Here is a 12,856-nt window from a genome sequence, read left to right on the forward strand (position 1 = left end):
AGGGCTGCGCTGCACGCGAAGCTTGAGTATAGAAAACGCTGGCGGTCAGTTTAGAGCGTGTGAGTTACGTAATTAAGAAGCAGAGTGTCGTCTATTTGCTCGCCAAATCGTCTATTTGTCTCCAGTCATCGTCATAATGACGTCTGCGCTGGGGACGGGCTGGCCCCGTGATCAGTTCCAGCCACGATCCACCTTGCTACTGAGAATGATCGAAGTAGTGGTCTTCTCCACACCCTCGACGCTGCCGATCTGATCAAGCAACTGATCCAGTTGTTCCGGCGAATCACTGCGCAGCCAGGCCACATAATCAAACTCACCACTCACTGCACAGAGCTGCTGCACTTGCCCCATGGCACCAAGGCGGCGTACCACTTCCTTGCCCGAGCGCGGCTGCACCTTGATCCCGACATAGGCTTGTAACCCGCCATCAATCAAGCGCTGCCCAAGGCGCACACCATAGCCGCTGATAACTTTGGTTTTCTCCAGCCGCGCCAGGCGCGAGGTGACTGTCGTGCGGGCAATGCCCAACTGCCGGGCAAGCATGGCAACGCTTTCGCGGGCGTTGATCTGCAAGAGCGAAATCAGTTGGCGGTCGATTTCATCGAGGGCGATGGGGCGACTGTCGGACATGGGTATTCTCTGGGTTGGCGCGTAGCGTGGCGGACGAGGTAAACCCGTTAGCCTATCCACACCCCATGCTACCCGGCAAGCTTCCCGCGCGGTGAACAACTGCGCTGGAGCAGGCTTGTGCGGCTTCAGCCTCGCTACAAATTCGCTCAGCACATACAATCTAGCCTCTCAACTTGACGAGCACGCTTCATGTCAACGGATGTATTGACTCAATCCACCCCCCAACGCTTGGGGAATCTAATCATCAGCTACTTGCTGCCGCTTGGCTGGCTTGTCACGCTGACAGGAATGTTCTGGGCCTGGGAGCGCCCGCACTACCATAAATCCTTTTATATCTTTCTCGCCTTTCCAACTCTGCTGGCCTTGATCCTGCGTCCGCGCTTGCTCAAGCCCCTCACGAGCAACCCTTTATTTATTGCTTTCCTGACCTTCAGCGCCTACACCATGCTGAGTCTTGCCTGGTCCGATACCGAGAATTCGGTCGGCAGCTTGCTCAAGCGCCCGCTGTACATTGCCATGCTGATGTTTGCCGCAGGCATCATCGCCCTGCGTACTCCTGAGCGCCTTGGGCAGCTCACACGCCTGGCAGCTATCATCGCTGCTGTGGCTGCGGGGCTTTCGCTTCTGTATTTCGCCTTCAACACCCCCTCCATCTTTCGTTACCGACTGACTGGGTACGGCGCGCTCTACAACCCGCTCCTCACCGGTCACGTCTTTGGGGCATTCGCCGCATTCTGGCTGGCTTCGTGGTTTCAGGCGCGGAGCCCACTGAGTCCTTTGCCGATTATTTGCCTGGCGCTGCTAGGCGCCGCGATCCTTGCCACTGGCTCACGGACACCCTTGGTTGGTCTTGCGGGGGCGCTGATCTGGTTGCTGATCGTCGGCGATCGACGCCGCGGGATGATTGCGCTGGGGTTGGCGGCGCTGACTTTGGTGGGCGTTGCGATTCTTCACCCTGAAGCGATCACTCAGCGCGGCATCTCCTACCGCCCGGCCATTTGGATGGATGCGTTGCGCCAGATTGGCGAGCACCCATGGCTGGGCCATGGATACGACAGCCCCATGACGGTGGCCATTCCCGGAATACGCAAGCTTTCCGATCCCCACAACATTGAGTTGGGGGTGTTGTACGCGGGCGGTATCGTAGGATTGGTGCTGTGGATGACGCTATATGGCCTGGCGATGTATTTCAGCTGGATCTATCGAAAGCATCCAACCGTTACCCTGGCGGCCACCTGGCTGGTGTTCGGTTTTGCTTCGGGCCTGACTGAAGGCAGCGCCTTCATGTCACGCCCTAAAGAACATTGGTTCTTGATCTGGTTGCCGCTGGCAATGGTTTACGGGCAATCGCTCATTTACTGGAAGCGTGACCGCGCATCTTCGCTGAGCTGATCAGTCGCCACATACCGCGGAAGGTTTTCTTGTTCCAGAACTTGACCGGGATTTCCGCCAGGATCTCTCGGGCAAGGGCCTTATCGCGGTTGGCGTACTTGAGCAGCATGGAGTTACGAAAGTTCATGCACACCCACTCATAGCGTGGATGATCGCAGAACACCTCATATGTCCGTAGTACGTTATCCACCATGAAGCGGCCGTTCTTGAAGGTATTGCTCGGGTGGTCACGGTATTGAGCCAGCACCTCGCCGAGCACGTCGATAAAGTAACCGGCGCGGGTGATTGCCAGCTCGATGTAGACGTCTTCCAGGCGGATATTGGCATTGAAACCGCCCACTTTATCCAAGGCTTCACGACGCAGCATCAACGTTGCAGCCATTGGCCCAGGCTTGCGGTCGAGAAACAGATCATCGAAATCCAGGCGGCGAAAGGGCAGATTGCGCTTACGCTGTTCGCGGGGGCCCATCACCTTGCCATCCTGGTCGATGGTCTCGATGTTGGCCGAGCAGATTCCCACCTCAGGCTTGCCACGCATGTACTCGACCTGGGTGGCGATGCGATGGGGGAACATAATGTCGTCGGAACCGAATGGCACGATCAGCTCACCGCGCGCGCGTTCAATGGCATCATTCAGGGTGCGAGCCAGGCCTTGGTTGGCCTGCAACTTCAAATCGAAACCGTGCTGCGCTTGCAGTCGCTGCAAAATTGCCTGGCTGTCGTCCTTGGAACCATCGTCGATGACCAGCAGCTCTATATTCTTATAAGTCTGGTTGATAACGCTATTAATGCACGTTTCGATATATCGCGCATGATTGTAGGACGCGATGATCACTGTCACCAACGGCGAATCAGTAGCATCGTGACGCTGAGCAGACATAAACAAAAACCCCTAAGTTTGTACCGTACCGCATGAGTACTTCGCAGCTCACATCTGCAGAGGGCGCGCTCAAGCGTACGAGCCCTCATCTTGATCTTAGCTAATGGATTGCACGTGTACCGCACGTGTCTTGCAATCGTCGTTCTGGCGACCTCCATGGAGTCCCCTGTCACCAAAACTACTGTGCTGTGAACGCATGGTCCCTGCTGCATTGGCAGATCGCAGGCACGCGAAAGGCATTCTACCGGGATATCAGCCATCCGTGGCGCTGATGGCCAATTGCTTCATTGAAAGATGTCTTGAATCAACGAGTTAGCAATGCGTGCGTCGCACTTTTCATGTGCTTGTAAGACGAATCCGGGACGATTCGAGAGGCGCCTAAACTGGGAGCGGCGGAATATTTCTTACGGGCATAAAAAAGCCGCGCGGTGCGCGGCTTTGAAACTGGTGGGCCCACACGGACTCGAACCGTGGACCAAAGGATTATGAGTCCAAACTCAAGCCAGGAAAGCACAGAGGGATGGCCAGGTCAGCCCGTTTTTAAAGGAATATATGGGCTTATATCCCGTTAATTTTCTAGAGGGTGTGGACGTTTTGTGGACATTCTCTATCCCCCCTAGGGGCTTTCAGAGCTACCTATGATGGATTGCCAAGATTGCAAATTCCTTTTATGGAATTCTTCAATTCTTGCGAGTTGATCGCGGAGGCCTTGCTTTGGGTCGTAAAAACTGGGCCGTTCAGGGAGGGGAATCTTGTACGTCGCGCAAAGAGACTCTATCTGCGCTATAGCTTTTAAACCGAGCGTGGAAAGTGTCTCGCGTCGGTAGAGGTGGTATTCGTCATAGTCCGGAGGGGAAGCGTTCTCCCGAGCAGATGCCAATCCTTCTTTGATTCCCTCGAGCCGATTTGGCATCGACATGATGTCGTACATAAGTTGGGTTGGCAGCGCTCGATAGTCACCGCCTTCAGGAAGTGCGAATTCCGGGTTTGGGACCGAGCTGCGGGTGTACCCATTTTCATCTGTATAGAGTGGGTCGTTTACCGCGTTGTAGCAGTCACCCACCAGCTTTTCCAGCGCGAGCACCAATCGAATACTAAGGTGCTGAGCTTCGATTTCTCGCTTTTTCCACGAAAGAAGTGACTCCTTTATCCATCCCAATATGAACACTATGAGCTGGCCGGAAATGGCGATCAGGCCCCCTAACGCGACTTTCCCCATATCCGAAGCAAAAAACTCCCACATTTCGTCTATCCCCTAGCTTGGTTCCGAGTGACGCAAAATTCGCTGGTGCTCATGGTAGGTTGTGACGATATTGCACGAACCTCACCTCCCTTTCCGGTGTTTTTCAAACACTCAGCATGCTGCGGTTCGAAGCTTTAAATTTTGGCTAGCTTGTGAAGTGAGTGAAATGCTGGGGAAGCCCCGGCTGTCTTGACTCACAGCCGTTATGGCGGCCCTTCCTATTGAACCAAATACCACACCTGATGTGACCCGCTCATAATTTGAAAACCCTCCGCTGCCATGTTTTTCTGGGCATGATGCCTTGTGAACCGGGGCCTCCAGCAATCCACTCCCGACTTGGCTCGCTCTCGGTCTAGTGCAAGGCCTCTACATTTCTTTGCAAAACTTTGCATACCGTGCAACTGCCGAGCGCCTCATAAACCCCGTAGCTGGCCTGGGCTGGGGCCCGGTTTGCACTACTTAGTCGGTTTGCACAAAAATCGAACGCAGAGCACGTCGGCGGGAGGGGGATAAGTGATTTTTCATGCAAATTTTTCTTACCCATGGCAGTTTTGTCAGCACACCTTCGCGTAAGACTAGATGGGCCATTAATGGATACTAATAACTTAGAAGTCTCACCACTTGAGCTGCTCGCTGTGGCAAATGACCCAAGCCTCATTGAGGCAGACGATTGCACGGCAGTTTACTCAATGCTTGCCCATGTTGAGACTGGAGCTGCTGGGCAGCTTCTCAAGCTAATAACGTCCATGATGCTGAAGCCTTCTAGTCCGAGAACGCCGTTTAACCCTATGATTAGATTCGGGGAGGGTGCAAGTTTTTGCATTGGAAACGCCAGCAGAACTCAGGTTTTCTGCATGTCATCGATAACATCCAACATAGTGAATAGCGAACTCAGGGCAAGGCTAAGCGATTATGTCTGGTGCGAGAAAGCTGGAGGCATTGAGCAGGCACACATAGCAGTAGCATCCTATATTGATTCTGCTAGAAATCTTGATTCAAAGGGTGAGAAGTTTTCGGCAGTAACACGGCTTGAGCGCGCACTTCGATTAAATTATTCATTGCGTCGCGGCGGTGCAAAAAATGCAAGTCTGGTAAATGAGTTCGCGATATGGCTACTTGAGAAAAAAGATTTGGTCGAGTATCCGGTGGCACTTATACGGCTTGCCGCAGAGTTTGGAATAAAAGATGATAATTTTTTATACGAAACCGCATTCGACTTGTCTAATGAGTTAGTTGCTGATAAGCAATTCAGACGGGCTGTCTCATTGCTTGAGGCCTCTCAGGCCTGCGCTGTAGCAATGAATGACAAACAAAAAGAATATAAAGCAATTGAAGCAATTGCCTTGTGCCATGAAAAAGAAGCGGAGCACCATCCAAGCTTACTAGCAGCTGGGTGCCTTAAGGCGTCTATTGACGCTCTTAGAAATATCCCGGGCACCCGAGAAAAGCAGGAAGATTTGTACGTCAAAATGCGAACGCATCAGCGCGAACTGAAGCATCAAATGAAGACTGTGACTTTTTCCTCTGGTGACATTTCAGATAGGGTAAAAGCAGCCGAAAAAATGGTTCAAGGTCTCGATTTTCAAGACAGTATTTTTCGGTTGGCTTTGGCGGTAACAAATCCGATTCAGATAAATAAGCTGAAGAAGGTTGTACAAGAAAATATTGAGAATAGTATTTTTGCTGATTTGGGGGCAGACCATATAGACTCAGACGGTCTAACCATCGCGAGAACTCCTGGCCTTGGCGAAGGTGAGGATAATGCCGCTCTTGAAAGTTTCTTAATGCAAGCACTCAGACTTGAACACAGGTCTATGGTCCACTCTTCAATACTTCCAGCTATGGAGGAAATTGCAAATACATTTTATTTTGATAAAGAAGCATGGATGCCTCTCCTGGAAAACAATCCTTTCGTCCCTCGAGATCACATAGACTTTTTTGCTCGAGGGCTCACTGCAGGACTGCAGGGTGACTTCTTAATATCCAGTCATCTACTCATACCGCAAATTGAAAACTCATTAAGATACTGCTTGGAACAGCTAGACGCGGAACCCACAACACTGCACGGTAATGGCGACCAAGAAAGAGATGGCATAAAATTCTTACTGGACCACCCAAAAATCATAAGTGCATTCGGCCCTGACATCCTATATACATTGAGAGCGGTTTTAATTGACAGGGTTTACGGAGGCCTGAGGCACTCAGTATCTCATGGCTCAATTTCCAGTTATCAAATGAATGATGATGCGGCTGTAGTTCTGTGGTGGATCACGCTTAGGATAGTAACATTCCCCTATTATAAATATTGGCTTCGTCGATACGGTGAAAACTTGTTCTCTCAATTCCCTGAATTTCGATCGATAAATAACTAGGAGCAATTGAAAGTGGATGTTCTGGAATTCGCTCAGTGCCTTTCTTATGTAGAGCTAATCAAACAGAAGAAAAGCACGTTTGAGATGCTTTTGCCTTACGGTGGGGCGCTGATTGGTGTGGTCGTGGGTTTTGTTATTAACGTGATTCGTGACAAAATTAAAGACAAGACCTCAAACGCTAAAAAGATAATATGCGTTGATGAGGAGGTTCATCGGCTCAGAAATTTATTTGAAGTTTGCGCGTCTGAAAGCATGAATGTAATTCTCTCCATTTACAAGGGAGGGAAGCCCAGTAGCACTCGACTACCACCTGGATACAAGGCGCCCTTGCTAAAAGAATTTTTCCCTCAGGTAGCTTTAAAGTACTCTGTAAATGAAAGGTATTATCTGAAGGAGTTGCTCTCTCACACCAAGAAAGTGGAACACTTATCGGAGAAGCTTATTGCCTCCGAGGCAGGTGTTCCGATGTTTATGGCAGCGCTGGAGACTTTAGAGGCTAGCGCGTATTGCGTTGGGGTTTGTGATTTATTCTATAAAGAACCCTCTCGGGGTGAGGTGCCGGATTTACTCAAAAACCTAGGGTTTGACGATGAGCAAATCGATATATATAACAAGTCTAACTCGTATGAGTGAGCTGGACTTTATAATGCCTATAAGGTGATTTCTTTAAGTGTAATTCCAAGTACTTGGGTCTGGGTTGATGCTGTACTAAAATAACTAGAATTATTAGGAGTTGGCGTAGGTCCATGTGTGTGGCCAGCGAGCTGTGCATTCATCTGTTGCACCAAGTCGAGAAGATCACACACGACCTTCAATAAATTCACTCCCTCGGACCCTATCCAAGTCTTAGGTGCCTGGAGCTGCTGACTGATTTTGACCACGCTGCGGCGCAGGCCCTGGATCTGCTCCTGCATATCCCCGCCGACTGTTGCGTTGTGCTTCTGGCCGACCACCAGGTTGAAGTCGCGGCCTGTGGCCTGGTGCAGATCGTCCACAGCAGCCAGGCTGGCCGATCCCCCGGAAAGCAGCTTGAGTGCTCCCAGAGCCTCGATCTTCTTCACCCCACCCACTGACTCGGTCGAATGGTCGTCCACGTTCCTGGTGTGGCTCTGGAAGCGCTCGGTGTTGTTCATGGCCTCCACCTCTCGCTCGATCGCCTTATCTTGAATCTTTCCATCAGTCTGGCGGAGCCAGTTACCGTCGGCGTCGACACGTTGCTGGCAGGCCTCACTGTGCTGCCAGACCTGATCGCCTTTCGGCACCCGGGGCAGACTCAGCCCGTGCGGCAGAATCTGCTGAATGAAAGGCTTGTGCGGCAGGCCACAAACGCTCAAGACAGGTGATTCAAGGCGGGATCTGCTGTTGTTGATGGTCGAGCGTATGGGCAACCCGAAGGCCTCGGCGTTCAACGCATCCCACTTTGCAACGTACCGGGCCGAGCGTGCTGCAGGCATGCACTCGCGATACACGAAAGCGGGGCAACCAGGCCGGCCTGTGAGCGCCAATATGCTCAATCATGAGCTGGCCTATCTGAGGGCGGTGTTCAACGAACTGGAGCGGTTAGGGGAGTGGCACGCACCGAATCCGTTAGCGAATGTGCGGGGGTTGAAGTTCGATGAGGTTGAGATGGTGTACCTCCTTTCGGATCAAATCGGCCTCCTGTTGGACAAGCTCCAGGAGCTGGGGGGCGATGCTCGTCTGATCTCGGAGGTTTGTTTGGCCACCGGTGCGCGTTGGGGGGAAGCTGAGAAGCTGCAGCCGCGTCAAGTCCGCAAGGGGCTTGTGCACTACAGCAAAACTAAGTCGAGTAAAAATCGCTCGGTACCAGTGGCCCCTGATCTGGAAAAACGCCTTCAACAAGCGCTTCCATTCAAAGACAGCTACGAGACTTTCCGCCGGGCTGTCGATGCTATTGAACTGGATCTGCCCGCAGGCCAGCTAACGCATGTGTTACGGCATACTTTTGCGAGTCATTACATGACGAACGGTGGTGATATCCTCACCTTGCAGCGGGTGCTAGGTCACGCCACCCTTGCGATGACTCAGAAATACGCACATTTCAGCCCAGGTCACTTGGCTGACGTAGTGAATCTGAATCCACTTTCCAATCAGCAGAGAGGCTCCTGATGAGCAAGTTTGTCTCGATCGTAGATAGAAACGAACAAAAACACGTTATTAACATCGACCACATTACGACGTTGAACCCCTACAGCAATGATTGGCTGCAAGGTGCTGTCATTCACTTGAAGAGCGGCACTTCGATCTATTTGAACCCTATCCCAGGTCAAGATCTGCGAGATTTTCTTTTGTCTCTGTGAAGGAGTGGACATTTTGTGGACAGTTTAATGTTTTGAAACGTCCATGAAGCGACAGTCAGAAACGTGAAAGCCGCGCAATGCGCGGCTTTCTGTTTGGTGGGCCCACACGGACTTGAACCGTGGACCAAAGGATTATGAGTCCTCTGCTCTAACCAACTGAGCTATAGGCCCCAGTGGTCGCGGATTATAACGAGGGTTTGCGGGCTGTGCCATCCGAAAGATCCGAAACTGCTATACGAAGAAACGTTGTGGCGAATTCGTCGGCTGCTAATGGCAGGCTGATGATGTAGCCCTGGATCTGTTCGCAGCCTTCGGCGGTGAGGAATCGTTGCTGGGCCAGGTTCTCGACGCCTTCGGCGATGATGGTCAATTGCATGCTGCGTCCCAGGGCGATGATGGCTCGGGCGATGGCGGCATCGTGGGGGTCATCTGGTAGCCCGCGAATGAACGACTGGTCGATCTTGAGGATGTCCAGCGGCAGGCGCTTGAGGTAACTCAGGGAGGAGTAGCCTGTGCCGAAGTCATCAATGGCCAGTTGTACGCCCAGGTGTTTGAGTTGATGGAGGATGGCCAAGGCTTCTTCAGCCTGGCTCATGATGAAGTTTTCGGTGATCTCCAGTTGCAGGTCGCCGGCTTTGAGTTGATGGGTCTTCAACAGTTGCTCGATACGCTTGATCAGGCTTGGTTGGCGAAGTTGGGCGCCGGCGAGGTTGACCGACAAGGGGCCGAACGGCAGGTAATGTTTTTTCCAGGCCTGCATCTGCTGGCAGGCTTTTTCCAGGACCCAATCTCCCAATTGCAGGATCATGCCGTTTTCTTCGGCCAGGGCGATGAAGTGCTCAGGCGGGACTTCACCAAACAGCGGATGGGTCCAGCGAATCAGTGCTTCGGCGCCAACAAGACTCTGAGTTTTCAGGCTGAACTTTGGTTGGAAGTTTAGGCTCAGCTCGTTACGCTCGATTGCCCGGCGCAGTTCATGCTCCAGGGCGATGCGTTCACTGGCCTGGGCGGTCAGGTCGCGGGTGTAGGATTCCACCCTATTGCGCCCCTTGGCTTTGGATCGATACATCGCTGCGTCGGCGTTGCGGATCAGAGAAGCAACGTCGCTGCCGTCCTGCGGGTAGAGGCTGGTGCCGATGCTGGCGCTGGTAAAAAACTCGTGTTCGCCGGCCTGGAAAGGAGCGCTGAAGCAGGCCAGCAACTTGTTGGCAATGTGGCTTGCATCGCTAGGTTGATGCAGACCGGGCAAGAGAATGATGAACTCGTCACCGCCCAGTCGGGCCACGGTGTCGATGTCTCGAACCTGTTCTTTCAGGCGCTGGGCAATACCTTTTAGCAGCAGGTCACCGACGGGATGGCCCAGGCTGTCGTTGATGTGTTTGAAGCGGTCCAGGTCGAGGAACAATACGGCTCCCTGGCGTTTGGAGGTCTGCGCGCAGGTAAGGGCGGCTTGCAGTCGGCTTTCGAACAGGGTGCGGTTTGGCAATCCGGTCAGCGGATCATGGTGCGCCTGGTAGTCGAGTTTCGCCTGGGCATGCTTGAGGCTCGAGATGTCGGCAAATACCGCGACGAAATGGGTGATGACCCGCTCGTTGTTGCGCACGGCACTGATAGTCAGCCAGCTAGGGTACAGCTCGCCATTTTTGCGGCGGTTCTGGATTTCGCCTTGCCAATGCCCTTCAGCGGTCAACTGGTGCCACATCGACACGTAAAACGCGCTGTCGTGTTGGCCCGAGGCGAGCAGGCGTGGCGTTTGCCCCAGGGCTTCGAACTCGCTGTACCCGGTTATTTCGCTGAAGGCCCTGTTCACGGCGCTGATGTGCTGGTCGGTGTCGGTGATCAGCACACCCTCAGCAGTGTTCTCGAACACCGTTGCGGCCAGTTGCAGTTTTTCCTGCATCAGGTGGCGCTCGGTGATGTCCCGGGCGATGGTCAGCATGCAGTCTTCACTGCCGATCGGTAAGGGGCGGGCAGATAGTTCACACAGGCGGATCTGCCCGTCACTGCGTCGGATATGACAACTGAAATCCCGCACGAAGCCGTCTTTTTTCAGCAGTTCCAGCAGCCGGCGACGTTCGTTGAGGTCTACCCATATACCCAGGTCCAGGGAAGTGTGATCCAGCGACATGCGACTGTCGAAACCGGTCAGGCGGCAAAATCCGTCGTTTACCTCGAGCAGCATGCCGTCACGTTGGCGCGAGAGCAGCAGGCCATCGGGCGATGCGTGGAATGCCTTGGCAAATTTTTCTTCGGAGGTTTGCAGCTGCTCCTGGGTTTCCTTGAGCTGACTGATATCACGCACGGCCACCACCAGCGCAGGTGTGCTGTCGAGCTCGAACGTTTCTGCCGATATCAGGCCGGTGAACAGCTGGCCGTTGCTGCGACGGAACAGCGTTTCCAGGTTGCGGATGCTACCTGACTGCAAGCGCAGCAGTAGCCCGGGGCCGATGCCATTGGTCCCCCAAATGTTCAGGTCCGTGGTTGTACGCCCGATTACCTCTGCTGCACTCAGGCCGATTTGCTCTTCAAATGCTTCATTGACCTCCAGCAAGCAGCCGTCGCTGAGGCGGGCAATCAAAAGGATGTCCGGGCACTGCTGGAAAACGGAGGCAAATTTCTGCTCGGAGAGACGCAGGGCATCTTCGGCGTTCTTGGTTTCGCTGATATCAATCATCAGCCCGCGCATTACTGGCTTGTGTCCATGCTCGATCAGGCTGACGATGTCGCGCACCCAAAGGCTACGGCCGTCGGCACGAATGACCCTGTATTCGAGGCTGTGGTCGCGTCCGGCAGCAGTTTCAGTGTCGCAGTAGGCCTGCGCCCAAAGTGCATCGTCGGGATGAATGATGCTGCGCCAGAAGCCCGGACGTAGCCATTGGCCCAGCGGATACCCAAGCAGATCCTCCGCGTGGGGTGAGACGTAGCTGTACTTGAAGTCATTGGCGTCAGCTTCCCAGGCGATTGCCGACAGGCTTTCGATAAGGCCCCGATAATGGTATTCGCTGCTGCGCAACTCCTGCTCCAGGGCGATACGTCGGGAAATTTCGGAGCTCAACCGCCGATTGACCCGAATCACCGCCAGCAACAGGGCGACCAGCAACAAGATGCCGGGTAGTCCGTAGATCAATAAGTCAGTCCAGAAGGTCCGATGGTCGAGCACCTTGCCAACCCATCGCTCCTGAATATCGCTGACTTCACCCGCACTCATGTCTGCCATGACTTTATCGAGGATACCGACGAGGATTTTCTGTTCTCGAGGTACCGCCATAGCCAATTGATATCGGTAAGAGGTGTCGCCGCTTACATACAGCCCATCGAGCTTGAGCTGGCGCAAGCTCCAGATACTTGATGCCAGATCGCCAACAACGGCATCCACTTCATCGATGGCCAGGGCCTGCAGTGCGGAATTGACGTTAGGCATCGCGACCAGGTTCAGGTCGGGATGATGGCTGCGCAGCAATTCATGGGGGGCATAGTTTTCTACAACGGCCACTTTCAGCCCATAGAGGTCGTTGAGTTTGCGCGGCTGTGGGCCACCCTTATGGGCCAGAATGACGATTGGGAAATCCAGGTAGGGACGGGTGAAGGCCAGGAAATTCTGGCGTTCCGGTGTCGACATGATGCCGGGGAGCAGATCCAGTTTGTTCTGTTTGGCCTGTTCCAGCACAGCCGTCCAGGTGGCCGGCTCGACCAACTTGAAGGTTATGTCCAGCCGCTCTTGAAACAGAGCAATGTAGTCGGCAGCCAATCCCTGGTAGCGACCCTCCTGGTCGCGGTATTCAAACGGTGGCCAGGATGCGTCGACGCCTAGGCGCAGCTGAGGGTGGGCGCTGAGCCAGGCTTTTTCTTCCTCTGTCAGGGTCAAGGCGCCGGCCGTTGTGCTCCAAATCAGTTGGAACACCAACAGAAGGGCCGGCATTTTGGGCATATCGGCCTCGTCACACAGGTGAACTGATTCGAGTGTAGACGGGCATTTCTACGATAGGGTGTGGCGAGGGGATGAAAAAGAGTGGTTTGCACA

The 12,856-nt window shown here is 53.5% G+C and carries 9 protein-coding genes and 1 tRNA gene; 4 read left to right on the plus strand and 6 right to left on the minus strand.

Going from position 1 to position 12,856, the window contains the following annotated elements; genetic code table 11:
• Positions 1-171 precede the first annotated feature (171 nt).
• On the minus strand, positions 172-630 hold the full coding sequence (locus D3Z90_RS02000; protein WP_136474192.1) for an Lrp/AsnC family transcriptional regulator: 459 nt from the start codon (positions 628-630) through the stop codon (positions 172-174).
• A gap of 189 nt (positions 631-819) precedes the next feature.
• Between D3Z90_RS02000 and D3Z90_RS02005 the strand changes: the two genes are divergently transcribed.
• Positions 820-2,022, plus strand: a complete 1,203-nt coding sequence (locus D3Z90_RS02005) for an O-antigen ligase family protein (protein WP_136474193.1) — start codon at positions 820-822, stop codon at positions 2,020-2,022.
• On the opposite strand, the gene D3Z90_RS02010 is transcribed toward D3Z90_RS02005, so the two are convergent.
• Positions 1,982-2,902, minus strand: a complete 921-nt coding sequence (locus D3Z90_RS02010) for a glycosyltransferase (protein ID WP_136474194.1) — start codon at positions 2,900-2,902, stop codon at positions 1,982-1,984. The genes D3Z90_RS02005 and D3Z90_RS02010 overlap by 41 nt on opposite strands.
• A gap of 616 nt (positions 2,903-3,518) precedes the next feature.
• The gene (locus tag D3Z90_RS02015; protein ID WP_136474195.1) at positions 3,519-4,145 is read right to left on the minus strand and encodes a hypothetical protein; all 627 of its coding nucleotides are present in this window, start codon (positions 4,143-4,145) and stop codon (positions 3,519-3,521) included.
• A gap of 590 nt (positions 4,146-4,735) precedes the next feature.
• On the opposite strand from D3Z90_RS02015, the gene D3Z90_RS02020 reads away from it, so the two are divergent.
• Together D3Z90_RS02020 and D3Z90_RS02025 are read left to right on the plus strand one after the other, a co-directional pair.
• The gene (locus D3Z90_RS02020; RefSeq protein WP_136474196.1) at positions 4,736-6,517 is read left to right on the plus strand and encodes a DUF4209 domain-containing protein; all 1,782 of its coding nucleotides are present in this window, start codon (positions 4,736-4,738) and stop codon (positions 6,515-6,517) included.
• Between the two features lie 12 nt (positions 6,518-6,529).
• Positions 6,530-7,150 (plus strand): hypothetical protein, encoded by a 621-nt coding sequence (locus D3Z90_RS02025; protein ID WP_136474197.1) that lies wholly within the window; start codon positions 6,530-6,532, stop codon positions 7,148-7,150.
• A gap of 17 nt (positions 7,151-7,167) precedes the next feature.
• On the opposite strand, the gene D3Z90_RS02030 is transcribed toward D3Z90_RS02025, so the two are convergent.
• A complete protein-coding gene (locus D3Z90_RS02030) occupies positions 7,168-7,971 on the minus strand; it encodes a hypothetical protein (RefSeq protein WP_256658308.1) in 804 nt (267 codons plus the stop codon).
• 40 nt (positions 7,972-8,011) lie between these two features.
• On the opposite strand from D3Z90_RS02030, the gene D3Z90_RS02035 reads away from it, so the two are divergent.
• Positions 8,012-8,644, plus strand: a complete 633-nt coding sequence (locus D3Z90_RS02035; protein ID WP_256658309.1) for a tyrosine-type recombinase/integrase — start codon at positions 8,012-8,014, stop codon at positions 8,642-8,644.
• Positions 8,645-8,929: 285 nt separating this feature from the next.
• Here the strand turns inward: D3Z90_RS02035 and D3Z90_RS02040 are convergent.
• Together D3Z90_RS02040 and D3Z90_RS02045 are read right to left on the minus strand one after the other, a co-directional pair.
• A tRNA-Ile gene (locus tag D3Z90_RS02040) sits at positions 8,930-9,006 on the minus strand.
• Between the two features lie 13 nt (positions 9,007-9,019).
• Positions 9,020-12,763, minus strand: coding sequence for an EAL domain-containing protein (locus tag D3Z90_RS02045; RefSeq protein WP_136474200.1), 3,744 nt, complete (start codon positions 12,761-12,763; stop codon positions 9,020-9,022).
• Positions 12,764-12,856: the final 93 nt, after the last annotated feature.

The sequence above is a fragment of the Pseudomonas sp. DG56-2 genome, assembly GCF_004803755.1.
Classification (GTDB): domain Bacteria; phylum Pseudomonadota; class Gammaproteobacteria; order Pseudomonadales; family Pseudomonadaceae; genus Aquipseudomonas; species Aquipseudomonas auratipiscis.